Annotated in this window: 12 protein-coding genes; 4 read left to right on the top strand and 8 right to left on the bottom strand. The window is 69.6% G+C overall.

The annotated features are described in order from the left end of the window. Positions 1-3: 3 nt before the first annotated feature. The 7 genes from AB0O44_RS12760 to dinB all read right to left on the bottom strand — a co-directional run bounded on the left by AB0O44_RS12760 (position 4) and on the right by dinB (position 8,192). Positions 4-1,746, bottom strand: coding sequence for a UDP-N-acetylmuramoyl-L-alanyl-D-glutamate--2,6-diaminopimelate ligase (locus AB0O44_RS12760; protein ID WP_364137853.1), 1,743 nt, complete (start codon positions 1,744-1,746; stop codon positions 4-6). 107 nt (positions 1,747-1,853) lie between these two features. After that, the gene (locus tag AB0O44_RS12765) at positions 1,854-3,656 is read right to left on the bottom strand and encodes a penicillin-binding protein 2 (RefSeq protein WP_364137855.1); all 1,803 of its coding nucleotides are present in this window, start codon (positions 3,654-3,656) and stop codon (positions 1,854-1,856) included. Between the two features lie 55 nt (positions 3,657-3,711). Beyond that, the gene (locus AB0O44_RS12770; protein ID WP_364137857.1) at positions 3,712-4,425 is read right to left on the bottom strand and encodes a hypothetical protein; all 714 of its coding nucleotides are present in this window, start codon (positions 4,423-4,425) and stop codon (positions 3,712-3,714) included. Next, the gene (gene rsmH, locus AB0O44_RS12775) at positions 4,422-5,423 is read right to left on the bottom strand and encodes a 16S rRNA (cytosine(1402)-N(4))-methyltransferase RsmH (protein ID WP_364137859.1); all 1,002 of its coding nucleotides are present in this window, start codon (positions 5,421-5,423) and stop codon (positions 4,422-4,424) included. Before rsmH ends, AB0O44_RS12770 begins: the two co-directional genes overlap by 4 nt. 171 nt (positions 5,424-5,594) lie before the next feature. After that, entirely contained in the window at positions 5,595-6,023 is a 429-nt protein-coding gene (gene mraZ / locus AB0O44_RS12780) for a division/cell wall cluster transcriptional repressor MraZ (protein WP_290258194.1), read from the bottom strand. A 332-nt stretch (positions 6,024-6,355) separates the two neighbouring features. Continuing rightward, positions 6,356-6,730 (bottom strand): DUF3040 domain-containing protein, encoded by a 375-nt coding sequence (locus tag AB0O44_RS12785; RefSeq protein WP_290258195.1) that lies wholly within the window; start codon positions 6,728-6,730, stop codon positions 6,356-6,358. Positions 6,731-7,004: 274 nt separating this feature from the next. Next, entirely contained in the window at positions 7,005-8,192 is a 1,188-nt protein-coding gene (dinB, locus tag AB0O44_RS12790; protein WP_364137964.1) for a DNA polymerase IV, read from the bottom strand. Between the two features lie 149 nt (positions 8,193-8,341). Here dinB and AB0O44_RS12795 point away from each other — a divergent pair, with 149 nt between their 5' ends. After that, on the top strand, positions 8,342-8,866 hold the full coding sequence (locus AB0O44_RS12795) for a hypothetical protein (RefSeq protein WP_290258196.1): 525 nt from the start codon (positions 8,342-8,344) through the stop codon (positions 8,864-8,866). Continuing rightward, entirely contained in the window at positions 8,863-9,957 is a 1,095-nt protein-coding gene (locus AB0O44_RS12800; RefSeq protein ID WP_364137862.1) for a polyprenyl synthetase family protein, read from the top strand. The genes AB0O44_RS12795 and AB0O44_RS12800 overlap by 4 nt, the downstream gene beginning before the upstream one ends. Before the next feature lie 161 nt (positions 9,958-10,118). Here AB0O44_RS12800 and AB0O44_RS12805 read toward each other — a convergent pair whose 3' ends face one another. Continuing rightward, positions 10,119-10,472 carry an Rv2175c family DNA-binding protein gene (locus AB0O44_RS12805; RefSeq protein ID WP_290258198.1) on the bottom strand — a complete coding sequence of 118 codons (354 nt, stop codon included), beginning with the start codon at positions 10,470-10,472 and terminating at the stop codon, positions 10,119-10,121. A gap of 260 nt (positions 10,473-10,732) precedes the next feature. Between AB0O44_RS12805 and AB0O44_RS12810 the strand changes: the two genes are divergently transcribed. Both AB0O44_RS12810 and AB0O44_RS12815 read left to right on the top strand, forming a co-directional pair. Next, positions 10,733-12,136, top strand: a complete 1,404-nt coding sequence (locus tag AB0O44_RS12810; protein ID WP_364137864.1) for a LysM peptidoglycan-binding domain-containing protein — start codon at positions 10,733-10,735, stop codon at positions 12,134-12,136. Between the two features lie 98 nt (positions 12,137-12,234). Continuing rightward, positions 12,235-14,436 (top strand): PASTA domain-containing protein, encoded by a 2,202-nt coding sequence (locus AB0O44_RS12815; RefSeq protein ID WP_364137866.1) that lies wholly within the window; start codon positions 12,235-12,237, stop codon positions 14,434-14,436. The last annotated feature ends 13 nt before the right edge of the window (positions 14,437-14,449 follow it).

Consider the following 14,449-nt stretch of genomic DNA (forward strand, 5'->3'; position numbering starts at 1 on the left):
GGTTTAGGACTCTATCCGCTGGTCGTCGAGAACGGTGAATCCCCGGGCTGTCAAGGCGGTGCGCAGTTCCACGCGGTCATCGAGGGCCAGGTTGACGCCCTTGACCTCCTGCCAGACCTCGTGCCCGCGGCCGGCCACCAGGATGGTGTCGTGCGGCGCGGCCAGCTCCGCGGCCTTGCGGATGGCCTCGTCCCGGGGGAAGACCTCAAGCACGGTGCTGGCCAGGGCCTCGTCGCGGACGGCGGCATGCGCGCCGGCCAGGACGTCGGCCCGGATGCCGGCGGCGTCCTCGTCGTGCGGGTCGTCGTCGCTGACGATCACGACGTCGGCCAGTCGGGCGGCGATCGCGCCCATCGCGGGGCGCTTGCCCTGGTCGCGCTGGCCGGTGGCGCCGAAGACGATGATCACCTTGGAGCCGGGCTCCGGGGAGCGGACGGCGGCGAGGGCGCGTTCGAGTGCGTCGGGGTTGTGGGCGAAGTCGACGACGGCGGCAGGCTCGGTGGCGACCAGTTGCATGCGGCCGGGCACGGCGACGGTGAACGGGTCGGCGGCGTCGAGGGCGGCCTGCACCTCCTCGACGGTGGCGCCGCCGGCCAGGACCATGACGGTGGCCAGGGCCGCGTTGGCGACGTTGAAGGCGCCCGGCAGGCCGGTTTGGACGGTGAGGACCGCGCCGTTCCGGTGCCGGAGCACGAAGTCGGTGCCGAGCCCGCGCGGGGTGGTCCCGGTGACGGTCCAGTCGGCGTCGGGGCCGGCGTCATTCCCTGAGGTGTCGGGTTCCGTGCCGGCGTTTGTGGCCAGCGTGGTGACCGGCAGGCCGGCCCCGGCGGCGAGGCCGGCGAGCCTGCGGCCCCATTCGTCGTCGACCGTGACCACGGCGGCGCGGGCCAGTTCGGGCGTGAACAGCCGGGCCTTGGTCTGGAAGTACTCCTCCATGGTCCCGTGCAGGTCCAGGTGGTCCTGGGTCAGGTTGGTGAAGCCGGCGACGTCGAAGTCCACCCCGTCGACGCGGTGGAAGGCGATGGCGTGCGAGGAGACCTCCATGGAGGCCGCGTCGAGGCCGCGTTCGCGCATGAGCGCCAGCAGGGCGTGCACGTCCGTGGACTCCGGGGTAGTCAGCAGGCTGGGGATCGGCTCGCCGCCGGCCAGGATCTCGATGGTGCCGATCAGACCGGGGCGCCGCCCCAGGGCGCGCAACAGGGCGTTAGTGAAGTACGTGGTGGTGGTCTTGCCGTTGGTGCCGGTGACGCCGTACAGCGCCGGCGCCGGGTTTGCGGTGCCTTCTCCAGTGCGGTGGCTGTCAGCGCCGTGACTTTCAACGCCCTGCCCGGTGGCCCGCTCGGGGCGGCTGCGGTAGATCAGCGCGGAGAGCTTGCCCACCAGGGCCCGCGGCTCGGGGGTGACCAGCACGGGCACGGGAACGTCGTTTGAGAGCGCCAGCAGCCGCGCGCCGGCGTCGTCGGTCAGCACGGCGACGGCCCCGGCATCCACGGCCTGGGCGACGAAGTCGGCCCCGTGCCGGGTCGCACCGGGCAGCGCGACGTAGAGGTCCCCCGGCCGCACCGAGCGGGAGTTCAGCGAGATGCCGGTGATGTCGACCGCGGCCGAGGCGCCCGGAACCACGACGCCGATCCAGCCGCCAAGGGTTTCCAGGGGCACGGGGGCGACGGCGGCCGGGCGGAACGCCGCGGCGGCGGCCCGGCCCTCGTTCTCGGCGGCCTGATCCTGGGCGGTGGGGTCTGACAAGGGGTTCTCCGTCGGTGGTGCGGGCAGCGCGCGCTGCGCGCGGAGGATTGCCCCGCACCCAGGCCCGGCTGCGTGAATAACGTGCTGCTGGCTGGTGGTCTCGTGTGCTACTTGGCGTACTGCGGCAGCCTGACCGGCGCGCCGGTGGAGGGCTGGACGTTGTAGGTCCGCAGCGTCTGGCCCATCACGGACCGGAAAACGGGCCCGTTGGTGATGCCGTAGATGCTGCCCTTGGGCCGCTGCAGGACCACTTCAACAATAAACCGCGGATCGTCCATCGGCGCCATCCCCACCATGGAGGCCGTGTAGCCGCAGAAACCGGGCTTGCCGTCGTCGCACGGGGACTCGGAGGTGCCGGTCTTGGCGCCCACCCGGTAACCGTCGATCGCCGCGTCCTTGATCTCGCCCTCGGTCACGGCGCTCTCCAGGATGTCCCGGACCTGCTTGGCGGTGTCCTTGCTGACCACCTGCCGGCTGTCCTTGGCGGGGACCTTTTCCTCGTGGCCGTCCGGGTCGATGTAGCTGTCGATCAGGCGGGGCTGGAGCATGACGCCGTCGTTGGCGATGCTCTGGTAGGCCCGCACTGTTTGCAGGGTGGACTGCGCCACGCCCTGGCCGAAGAGGACGGTGTACTGCTGCCGGCCGTCCCACTGGTCCGCGGGGGTGAGGATGCCGGGGGTTTCGGCGGGCAGGCCGATGTCCGGGGCCTCGCCGATGCCGAACTTCTGCAGCCAGTCGTGCCGCTTTTCCTTGCTCAGCTTCTGGCCGACCATCACGGTGCCGGTGTTCATCGAGTAGCCCACGATCCCGGCGAGGGTCCGTTGCTCGGTGCCGTGCTCGAACGCGTCGGAGAAGGTCTGCCCGTCCACGGTGTAGGTCGGCGGGACGGTGTAGGTGTCCAGCGGGTGGGAGGTGCCCTCCTCGATCGCCGAGGCGGCGGTGATCATCTTCTCCACCGAGCCGGGCTCGTAGGCGGCGGTGACGGCGCGGACGCCGCGGTCCTTGGCGTCAACCTTGCCCGGGTCGTTGGGGTCCGGGGCGTTGGTGTCCGCCATGGCGATGATGTTGCCGTTCTTCACGTCGGAGATGACGATGATCCCCCACTCGGCGCTGAGCTTATCCTTCTGGCTCTGGATGGCCTGCTGGGCGAAGTACTGCAGGTCCGAGTTCAGGGTCAGCTTGACGTCCTTGCCGTTGACGGCGGGGGTCAGCTGGTCCACACCCACCGGGATGCGCAGGCCGTCGGCGCCGATCTCGAAGACGCGCTTGCCCGGGGTGCCCTTCAGCACGTCGTCCTGGGTCTGTTCGAGGCCGGCCTGGCCGGTCGTGCCGTCCTTGAGGAAGCCGACGATCCCGCCGGCCACCGAGCCGTTGGGGTAGACGCGCTTGCTGGTGCCCTCCGAGGCCAGGCCCGGGATCTGCAGTTTGGAGATCCGGTCCTCGACGTCGGGCCGGATGTCCTTGGCCACGATGTAGTAGCGCTGGGTGCCGGTCAGGGCATTCTTGACGTCGTCCTTTTTCATGCCGAGGACGTTGGCGAGTTCCTCGATGCCTTGGTCCCGCGGGATCTTGACGACCGTGTCCTTGCCGTCCACCGTCTCGAGCCGGGGGAAGGTGGCGGTGGTGGTGTTGACGGTCTGGTCCACCACCACGTTGTACCGGATGACGCTGCTGGCCAGGACGTTGCCGGAGGCGTCGAGGATCTTGCCGCGCTCGGCCGGAAGCACCGTGGGCGTGAGCCGGTTCTTCAGTGCCGCCTCGGCCATGCCGCCCATGTCCAGGCCCTGGACCAGGAAGAGCTTGGCGCCCACCACCAGCAGCAGAGCGAGCATCAGGCAGAGCCCGATCCGCAGCCGCCGGGTGGCGCTCGAGGTCCGGGATGAGCGTGCCTTGCCGGTGTTCTGCGCCACGGTACTTCCTTGCTGGTCGGCGGTGCGGGGTGGTCCTGTCCGTTACCGGCCGGGGCTACTTGCCGGGGGTCTTCTGGGCCGGCGCCGGGATGGAGCCGCCGTGCAGTTCGACGGCGGGCGCGGCCGCGGCGGCCTTGGCTGCCGCCTGTTCCGCCGCCTGCTTGGCTGCCGCGGCTGCGTCGGCCGCGGTCTTCGCGGCGGCGTCGGTGGCGGAAGCCGCGGCGGCGGTGCTGTCGGCCGGCTTGCGGTTGGCGAGCGGATCCTGGGCGGACGGCGCGGGGACGACGGCGACCTGGCCGGCGATGGCCGGGGCGGCGATCACGGCCGAGGGCGCGTCCGACTTCGCCGCGGGCTTGGCCTTGCCGGTGACCGAAAGCGTGGACAGGTCGATCTGGCCCTTGGCGGTGGAGGCCACCATGCCCAGCTCCGTGGCCTTGGCGGCCAGGTTCTGCGGGGCGTCGTAGTTCTGCACCTGCTGGGTGAGGTCCTGGTTCTGCTTGGTCAGCGTGTTCTGCTTCGCCCGCAGTTCCACCAGCTGGTACTGGGCGGAGGAGACGGAGATGTTCAGCACCAGCACGGCCATCAGGGCCAGGGCCAGCAGGCCGAAGCACATGACGACGAACGGTGCCCGGCGGCGTCGCGGAACGGACCGGACCACCGAGAGCGGGGTGCGGTTCTTCCGGGCCGGCTGCCCCGGCTGGAGTTCCGGCAGTGCTCGCGCCGTCGCAGCGGTGGACACGGGGTACGTGGTGGCGGCGGCAGCGCTCATGCGTCTCTCCTGGCTTTGATGCGTTCCACGGCGCGGAGCCTGGCGGAGGCTGCGCGTGGGTTTTCGGCGATTTCGGCGGCGGTGGGCACCTCGGTGCCCTTCGTCAGGGTTTTCAGTTCCGGCTTGTGCTCCTCGAGCTCCACCGGGAAGCCCAGGGGCGCGGAGGACTTCGAGCCGGCCTGGAAGACGGACTTGACGATCTTGTCTTCCAGCGAGTGGTAGGACATCACGACGACCCGGCCGCCGAGGGCGATCGAGGCCACGGCGGCGGGGATGGCGCGTTCCAGCACGTCGAGTTCCTCGTTGACCTCGATGCGCAGGGCCTGGAAGGTCCGCTTGGCCGGGTGTCCGCCGGACTTTGCGGCACCGGCGGGGACGACGGCGCGGATGGTGTCGACCAGCTGGGCGGTGGTGGTGAAGGGACGCTCGGCGCGGGCGGCGACGATCCGGTTGGCGATCCGGCCGGCGAACTTCTCCTCGCCCCACTTGCGGATGATCCGGACCAGGTCCTCTTCGCTGTAGGTATTGACGACGTCGGCCGCGGTGATCCCGCGGCTGGTGTCCATCCGCATGTCCAGCGGCGCGTCGAAGGAGTAGGCGAAGCCCCGGTCCCGTTCGTCCAGCTGCAGGGAGGAGACTCCGAGGTCCATCAGGACGCCGTGGACCTCACTGAAGCCGAGGTCCTCGATCACCTCGGCGATCTCGTCGTAGACCGCGTGGACCAGGTCGGTGCGGTCGGCAAACGGGGCGAGCCGCTCCCCCGCCAGGGCGAGGGCTTCCTCGTCCCGGTCGATGCCGATCAGGTGCAGGTCCGGGAACCGCTGCAGCATCGCTTCCGAGTGGCCGCCCATCCCGAGCGTCGCGTCCACGACGACGGGCGTCTCGCCCCGGCGCCGGGCCGCGTCGAATCCCGGGGCCAACAAATTGATGCACCGGTCCTTGAGGACCGGTACATGGCGTTCGGACGTAGGCTTCGCCTGGTTTGAGTCGTCACTCATGCCTGCGTCCTTTCCTGGGTTGGCGGTACTGGAGGGGTGCTTCTTGGTCCAGATCCCCATCCGCGCCTATCCTGCGGTCCGCCTGGCTCCGGGGAAGTGAGCCAGGTGGGTGCGGGATGGGCGGCTGGAGATCTCGATCAAGAAGCGGTGGTGCGGCTGCGGCACCGGGGGCTAGAGAATCCCCGGGATGGCGTCGTCGGTTTCCGAGAAGGCGGTTTCCTTCTCAGCCAGGTACTCGTTCCAGGCCTGGGCGTCCCAGATCTCCGCGCGGGTGCCGGCGCCGATGACGGCCAGCTCCCTGCCGAGTCCTGCGTACTCCCGGAGCGCCGGCGGAATCGTCACGCGCCCCTGCTTGTCAGGTACCTCGTCCGAGGCTCCAGAGAGGAAAACGCGGATGTAGTCACGGGCCTGCTTGGAGGACAGTGGAGCCTCCCGCATCTGCTCGTGAACCCGGCCGAATTCCGCCTCACTGAAGACGTAGATGCAACGTTCCTGGCCCCTTGTGAGAACCAGCCCCCCGGCCAGTTCCTCGCGGAACTTTGCCGGCAGGATGATGCGGCCCTTCTCGTCCAGGCGTGGTGAATGAGTGCCGAGAAACACGGCCCACCACCCGTCTGTTCTTGGAAGCCGAACGTCCCCTGTGCTGCCACTACCCTCTTACGCGCTCCACATTACTCCACTTCACTCCCCCGTCAACGACATTCCGGCCTTTTGGCCACAATTTCGACACATTTTTTCTGGCGGTGTCCCGCGCCAACAAAGGGAAGGAGCCAAAGTGGGGCGCGGTGGAGGGCAAAAGGGGCCGGGTGGGGACCAAAAGGTGGGTTAAAAGGCGAAAGGCCCGCCGAAGCGGGCCTTGGTCGCGGAAACCGGGTACCGGTGGTGTGAAGTGGAGGCGGTGCCGGTGGAGCGGAGTGGAGCAGGGTCTGTGGTCAGGCGTCCCCGCCGCGGTGCCGTTCTTCCCAGCGTTCCTCGAGGTTGCTCATGAATGAACTGCGGGGCTTGCCGGGTTTGCGGGGTGCTCCCCCGGTCTTGGCCTTGACGCCGCCGTTGCGCATGGTGGCGTAATAGACGCCGCCGCCCATCACCACGAAGCCGAGGACCCCGACGATGATGTTCTGCAACGAGACGCCGAGCAACAGCAGGAGGACGCCGGCGAGGGTGCCGAGGATTCCGATCACCAGGTGCCGGGTGGACCAGGAGCGGACCGGGTCCGATCCCATGGAACTGGCAAACTTGGGATCGTCCTCGTGCAGCTGCTTCTCAAGTTGCTCAAGCAACTTCTGTTCGTGCTCCGAGAGCGGCATCACGACCTCCTTTAATCGGCCAACGTCCGGATCTGACGCGGCCCTGTCCTACCTGCCCAACGTCCGGAACTCCCCGTCGGTTCCCGTCGTCCACCATCGGACGACTGGCACCCTCGAGGCCGTTCACGGCCGCTTCCCCTGACACAGCCGGCAGTCCGAACGTTCCATCCAGCCGTTCGAAATCTACGTATAAATAAGGATAGTTTGTCGGGGCCCGTTCTGAAAGACGCCGAAAGTCCTCCGGCAACGCCCCGTCCGGGTCTCCGCCGCGTGGTCAGTCCGTACCCGGCGACGGGTCCAGCAGGCGGGCCGGAAGGACCGAGCTGGCGCCGAATTTCCGGGTCACCTTATCCAGGGCCTGCTCGGCGGCGCGCCAGTTGTCGTCCCGCCGGTCGAGGCTCAACTGCAGCGGCGCCTGCGCGGCCTCCTCCAGCTGTTCGGCCCGGATGCCGATGAGGCGGACGGCCATGGGGCGGTCCCCGACCGAGTCGAGCAACTGCACCGCCACGCCGTAGAGCAGCTGGGCGCTGTCCAGCGGGGTGCTGACGGTCCGGCTACGGGTAATGGTGGAGAAGTCGGCGTAGCGCAGCTTGAGCGCGACGGTCCGCGCGTGCATCCCGGCGCTCCGGAGCCGTCCCGCGGTCCGGTGGGAGAGGCGCAGCAGCTCGCGGTGCAGCAGGGCCGCGTCGGTGGTGTCCACGGCGAATGTCTCCTCTGCGCCGATGCTCTTCTCCAGCCGGACCGGTGTGACCGGCCGCGGGTCGATGCCCCACGAGAGCCGGTGGACGTGTTCGCCGGTTGCGCCGAGGATTTTCCGCAGCGAGGGCAGCGGGGTGGCGGCAACATCGGCCACGGTGCGGATCCCCATTCGGGCCAGGACCTCGACCGTCTTGGCGCCCACGCCCCAGAGCGCGTTGACCGGCAGGGTGTGGAGATAGGGCACGGTCTCCTCCGGGGCGATCAGCAGCAGCCCGTCCGGCTTGCAGCGGGTGGAGGCAATCTTTGCCACGAACTTGCTGGCGGCGATGCCAACGGAGGCGGTGATGCCTAGCTCGGCCGAGACCCGGCGTCGGATCAGGGCGCCGATCTCCCGTGGCGGGCCCAGCCGGCGGATGGCGCCGCCGACGTCGAGGAACGCCTCGTCGACGCTGAGCGGTTCCACCAGGTCGGTGATCGAGCCGAAGATGGCCATGATCTGCCCGGACACTTCGTAGTAGAGCTTGTGGCGGGGTTCGATGATGACCGCGGCCGGGCACATCCGTGCGGCGAGGGCCATCGGCATGGCCGACTTGACGCCGAACTTGCGTGCCTCGTAGGAGGCAGAGAGGACGACGGACCGTTCCCCGGGGTAACCGACGATCACCGGCTTGCCCTTGAGTTCGGGCCGGGTCCGGAGCTCCACCGAGACGAAGAAGGCATCCATGTCCACGTGCAGGATGCTGCTGCCGCGCAGCTCACGCAGCGCATCCGCGCTAAACGCCGTTCCGCCGAATGATCCGCTGCCCGTTCCGGCACTGCTGCCGCTCTCCTGCCCCACCGGATCAATCCTAGCCGCAGGGCCTGACTAAACTGGAGGCTGGATCCGGCATCAACACCAGGAGGAATGTCTTCGTGAAGGTAATTGGAGAGCGTACACGGGCCGTGGCCGCAGTCGCCGCGGCAGGGGCCCTGCTGGCCCTGACGGCCTGCACCTCCGGGGCGGGAACGCCGGCCGCATCCTCGGCGGCCGCTCCGGCACCCACCGCCACTGCCTCCGTCACCGCCTCCCCGAGCCCGTCCGCCACGCCGGGCACCTCCGCCACCGTGGGTGCCCTGGTGGCCGGCTTCCCGCAGCAGCTCCTGCCGCTGATGCCGAACGCCAAGGTGGAATCCAGCAGCTTCGACAAGACCGGCTCCCCCGCCACCGTCGCCCTGGTGGGCAAGGTATCTGCGCCGTCCTCCGACGTCGTGGCCTATTACACCCAGCAGCTGGAGGGCCAGGGGTTCAAGGCCGTCCCGGGCGAGAAGGTCGGCGCCGTGGCGTCCAAGGACTTCGTCCGGGGCGACAACGAGACCGTTAACCTCGCCGTCGTCGAGGCCTCCGGGGTGTCCACCTTCACCATCGGCGCCAACGTCGCCCCCGGGTCCGTCAAGTGAGCCTGGCCGAACAACTCCGGGACGAACAGGCCGCCTACGTTGCCGCCGTGGCCGGGAAGCTCACCGAGTTCCTGACGGGGCGGGCCGCGATCATGTCAACCATCTCGCCGGACATCGACCCCCTGATGGGGTCCATCTCCAACCTGGTCACCGGTGGCAAGCGGCTCCGGGCGCTGATGTGCTATTGGGGCTGGCGGGGCGCCGGCGGAGACGCCGCCTCCGCCGAGGTGATCACCGCGGGCTCGGCGCTGGAGCTGTTCCAGGCCGCGGCGCTGATCCACGACGACATCATTGACCGCTCCGACACCCGGCGCGGCGGCCCCAGCGTGCACCGCCGCTTCAGTGAACTGCACGGCGAGCAGGGCTGGGCCCTCGATCCCGAACGCTTCGGCCACGCCGCCGCCATCCTCACCGGCGACCTGTGCCTGTCCTTCAGCGAGGAATCCTTCACCGAGATCGGCAACCGCGCCGCCGCCGGCAGCCGGGCCCGGCTCATCTTCAACCTGATGCGCGCCGAGGTCATGGCGGGCCAGTACCTGGACATCCTCGAGGAGGTCGCCGGGCCGCGCCGCGACCGGGCCGGGGCCGTCAGCCGGGCGCAGTCCATCATCCGGTTCAAGTCCGCAAAATACTCCACTGAGCATCCGCTGGCACTGGGCGGTGCGCTTGCCGGCGCCACCGATGCCCTGCTGCGCGGGTACTCGGCCTTCGCCCTGCCGCTCGGAGAGGCCTTCCAGCTGCGCGACGACGTCTTGGGCGTGTTCGGCGACCCGGTGACCACCGGCAAGCCCGCGGGCGATGACCTCCGCGAGGGCAAGCGCACCGTTCTGGTGGCCTTCGCCCTGGAGATGGCCACCCCCGAGGAGTCCGGGTTCATCGACGCCCGCCTGGGCAGTCCGGGTCTGGGGGACGACGACGTCGAGGAGATCCGCCGCATCATCGTCGAGTGCGGGGCCCTGCAGGCCACCGAGACGCTGATCGAGGAATTCGGCCAGGCCGCCTTCGGCGCGCTGGAGTCGCTGGAACTGGACGAGCTGCCGAAGACGGCCCTGCGACGGCTCGCCGAGGCCGCCGTCAGCCGCGCGGCCTGACGCGCGTTAGCGGCAATAACGGCGACAGCAGCAGCACCGACATCAGCAGCGGCAACAGCAGCGGCAACAAAAAAGCGAAGGCCGTGCCCCGGGCAGAGTGACTGCCCCGGGCACGGCCTTCGCCGTTGACGCTGAAAGTGGATCCGGAAACCTGCGGTCCGCTACCAGGCCATTGTCTGGGCGCGCCGGCGGATCTCGGTCTTGCGGCCCTCCCGGAGGGCGTCGATCGGACGGCCGCGCAGGGATTCGTCCGCGGTGAACAGCCAGGTAATCAATTCCTCATCCGAATAACCGGCGTCGGAGAGGACCACAATGGTGCCCTTGAGGCTTTCCACCGCGTGGCCGTCCTGGATAAATGCCGCGGGCACGGAGCGGATGCGGCGCTCTCCAACCCGGATCGCCGCCAGCGCACGCTCGTCCAGCAGCGCATGAACCTTAGTGATGGAGACATTCAGCAGCTCGGCAACATCGGGCAGGGGCAGCCATTCGCCTACAAGGCTTTCTACATTACTCACGCGTCAAGAGTGCCATGTCGGGACGTATTGCGCCTAGTCAGCCGCGTCCCGGACGGTAATTCACCCCGCTCCGCAGCACCCGTCCACGACACACCCACAAAACGGTTTTACGGAATGTCAAACCGTTCTTGTGCTATTTCCCAATTCATGAGAGATTCACATAGATCACATTTGTAACTGGGGTATCTAGAGTCACACTGGTAACACCAGTAACACCGGCCTGACCTGCAGCGTTCGCCGCTGAGAAGAGGATCTTTCCCATGACGACGTCCCGTGCGCCGAAGCCAACCCCTAGGCCCGGCCTCCCGCTGATCGCGGCCACGACGGCGGCCCTGCCCGCCGTCGTCCTGTCTTCGCTGGCGATCGCCCAGCCGGCCGCCGCGGAATCCCGGCCGCGCGCCATCCCGGCCACCTTGGCCGCCGCCATGAAGGCCCAGGCCGCCGGGCTCACCGCCCAGGCCCTGCCGTCCGCGATTATCCCGGCCGCCGCCGTCTCCACCACCATCCCGGCGGCATTCCAGCCGGCCCAGGCGCCGGCCCCGGCCGAGTACACGATTGCCCGCGGCGATACCGTCAGCGCGATCGCCGGCAAGTTCGGCCTGGACACCTACCAGGTCCTGTCACTGAACAACATGCAGCCGAACACGATCATCTACCCGGGCCAGAAGATCAAGCTCAGCGGCAACGCGGTCGCCTCCCCCCAGGCTCCCGCCGCGCCGTCGGCCCCGGCACCCGCTCCCGCCGGCGGCCAGTCCTACACCGTGAAGTCCGGCGACACCCTCAGCGCGATCGCCGCCCGCAGCGGCGTCCAGCTCTCCGATGTCCTGAACTGGAACGGGCTGAACATGCGCTCGATCATCTACCCGGGCCAGCAGATCAAGGTGGGCGGCGGTTCCGCCCCCGCCGCCCCTGCACCGGCGGCCCCCGCACCGGTGGCAGCCCCCGCGCCGTCCGCGCCGGCACCGGCCCCCGCCTCCGGCTCCTACACCGTGAAGTCCGGCGACACCCTCTCCGGTATCGCGGCTAAGAACGGCGTGAAGCTCGCCGACATCCTCTCGGCGAACCGGCTGACCATGAGCAGCATCATCTACCCGGGCAACAAGCTGGTCATCCCGGGCGCGGGTTCCTCCACCACGGTCAACCCGAGCTCCAGCACGCCGCCGGCCACGGTCACGCCGCTGGTCCCGAGCACCTTCCTCGGCTTCAGCTACCCGGAGGCCGTGGTCAGCTCCGCCAACGCGAACAAGGCGATCCTGAACGCCTCACCGGTGCCCAGCACCGCGCAGATGAAGCAGATCGTCGCGGACACCGCGCGCCGGATGGGCGTCGACCCGTCCCTGGCCATGGCCTTCGCCTTCCAGGAGTCCAGCTTCAACCAGCGCTCGGTTTCCCCCGCCAATGCCATTGGCACCATGCAGGTCATCCCGTCCTCGGGACAGTGGGCCTCGGACCTGGTGGGCCGCAAGCTGAACCTGCTGGACCCGTACGACAACGCCACGGCCGGCGTCGCCATCATCCGCCAGCTGGTCCGCACCAGCAAGGACCTGGACACCGCGATCGCCGGTTACTACCAGGGCCAGTACTCGGTGAGCAAGAACGGCATGTACGACGACACCAAGGCGTACGTCGCGTCCATCAAGCGGCTGCAGCAGCAGTTCAGCTGACCCCGGCTTCGCGCGGGGCTGAGCCCTCCGTCGCGTAACGATACGGGCCCGGATTGCATGTCAATCCGGGCCCGTTTCTGTGCAGAACGTAGGATCGAATGGTGCAGGACTACACTTCGGATGCTCTCGTCGGGACCCTCGTGGACAACCGGTACCTGGTTCGTTCCAAGCTGGCCAGGGGCGGCATGTCCACCGTCTACCTCGCCACGGACCGCCGCCTGGAGCGGGACGTGGCGCTCAAGGTCCTGCACCCGCACATGGCCGGCGACCCGCAGTTCCTGGACCGCCTGGGCCGGGAGGCAAAGGCTGCGGCCCGGCTCTCCCACCCGCACGTGGTGGGCATGCTGGACCAGGGCGAGGACGGCCCGCTGGCCTACCTGGTCATGGAGTACATCAAGGGCCACACGCTCCGGGACATGCTCAAGGAACGCGGCGCCCTCACGCCGCGACTGGCCCTGGCCTACATTGACCCCGTGGTTGAGGGCCTCGCCGCCGCGCACGCCGCCGGGCTGATCCACCGTGACGTGAAGCCGGAGAACGTCCTGATCGCCGACGACGGCCGGATCAAGATCGGTGACTTCGGCCTCGCGCGGGCCATTACGACGTCGACCAGCACCGGGGCGCTGATCGGCACGGTGGCGTACCTCTCCCCCGAGCTGGTGATGGGCCGGCAGGCCGACGCCCGCAGCGACATCTACTCCCTGGGCATCATGCTCTACGAGATGCTCACCGGCCGCCAGCCGTTCGACGGCGAGGTTCCCATCCAGGTGGCCTACCAGCACGTGAACTCCAGCGTGGGCGCGCCCTCGCTCCTGGTGCCGGGACTGGCCGGGGAAATCGATGAGCTGGTGCAGTGGTGCACCGCCAACGACCCCGATAAGCGCCCGGTGGACGGGCAGGCCCTGCTCTCCGAGCTGCGCCACATCCGGACCAACCTCAGCGACGCCGAACTCGACCTGCAACCGCCCGCCGCCCGTCCCCTCTCCCCCGCGCTGCCCGCTGCCGCGGCCGGAGCTGCTGGTACGGCCGCCGGTGCCGCTGGGGGCGCTGCTGCCGGCGACGGCGGGGCGCACACCGAGTTCCTCGGCGCCATTCCGCAGCCCACCGAGGTGATCGGCCGCGGCGGCAGCAACCCCACCACCGTGATCCCGGGAACGTCCCGTCCGCCGGCCCGGGGAGCCGCCGCCGGTGGCTTCGGCCCGCTGACCGCCCCCGGCGACTCCGACGACGGCGACTCGCCCTACGGCGACTCCGGCGACAGCGGCTCCGGTTTCGGGGCGGAGGCCTGGGCCGGTGACGCCGCCGCGCCGCCGGCCAGCAAGCGCGCCCAGCGCAAGCTGGACCGGGACGAGGAGAAGGCCCGGCAGCGCGCCGCCGCCAAGCCCAGCCGCACCCTGCGGCCCGGCAACCCCCGCCGCCGCGGCCTGGTCTGGATCGTGGTGCTGGTGCTGGTGGCGGTGCTCGCCGCCGGAGCCGGGTGGTTTTTCGGGATGGGTCCCGGCTCGCCCGGCACCGTGCCGCAGGTGGGCAACAAGACCGTCGCCGAGGCCCAGGCCCTGCTGCGGACGGCCGGTTTCAACTCGACCACCCGGGACGTCTACGACGACAGCGTCTCCCCCGGCCTGGTGGTCGGCTCGGAACCCCCGGCCGGCAAGGTGATCCGCAAGTTCGAACCGGTCTCCCTGGCCGTCTCCAAGGGCCCGGAGCTCTTCCCGCTGCCCGGGCTGACCGGCAAGTCCCTGGACGAGGCGAAGACGGCGCTCAACGGCGCCGGCATGGCCCTCGGTCCGGTCACCCAGACCTTCGACGACTCCGCCCCGGCCGGTGCCGTGCTGGCGCAGGAACCGGCCAAGGGCACGCCCGCCAAGCACGGCACCCCGGTGGGCCTGACAGTCTCCAAGGGCCCGCAGCCCATCCCGGTTCCGGATGTGCGCGGCAAGGACCAGGATGCCGCCGCCAAGGCCCTGCAGGCCGCCGGGCTGCAACCCGTCGTCGCCCCCGAACCCGTCTTCGACCGCTCGGTGCCCAAGGGCGCCGTCGTCAGCCAGGACCCCGCCGGCGGCGCCACCCTCACCCGCGGCGGCTCGGTCACCCTGACCATCTCCAAGGGGCCGCGGATGGTGGACGTGCCCAGCTTCGTGGGCAAGCAGGCCAAGGAGGCCCGCGACGCGCTGGAGAAACTCGGCTTCAAGGTGCAGGTGGAGAACATCCTGGGCGGGTTCTTCGGCACCGTCCGGGCCCAGGACCCGGTCAACCGGAGTGTCCCGGAGGGATCCACCATCACCCTGACCGTGGTCTAGCCGGCAAGACCGC

The organism is Arthrobacter sp. NPDC080082, from assembly GCF_040686595.1.
Lineage (GTDB): Bacteria > Actinomycetota > Actinomycetes > Actinomycetales > Micrococcaceae > Arthrobacter.

Coding starts and splice junctions, on each gene's coding strand:
- AB0O44_RS12770 (WP_364137857.1), bottom strand. CDS start 4,425: ATGAGCGCTGCCGCCGCCACCACGTACCCCGTGTCCACCGCTGCGACG.
- AB0O44_RS12785 (WP_290258195.1), bottom strand. CDS start 6,730: ATGCCGCTCTCGGAGCACGAACAGAAGTTGCTTGAGCAACTTGAGAAG.
- AB0O44_RS12810 (WP_364137864.1), top strand. CDS start 10,733: ATGACGACGTCCCGTGCGCCGAAGCCAACCCCTAGGCCCGGCCTCCCG.
- rsmH (WP_364137859.1), bottom strand. CDS start 5,423: ATGAGTGACGACTCAAACCAGGCGAAGCCTACGTCCGAACGCCATGTA.
- AB0O44_RS12815 (WP_364137866.1), top strand. CDS start 12,235: ATGGTGCAGGACTACACTTCGGATGCTCTCGTCGGGACCCTCGTGGAC.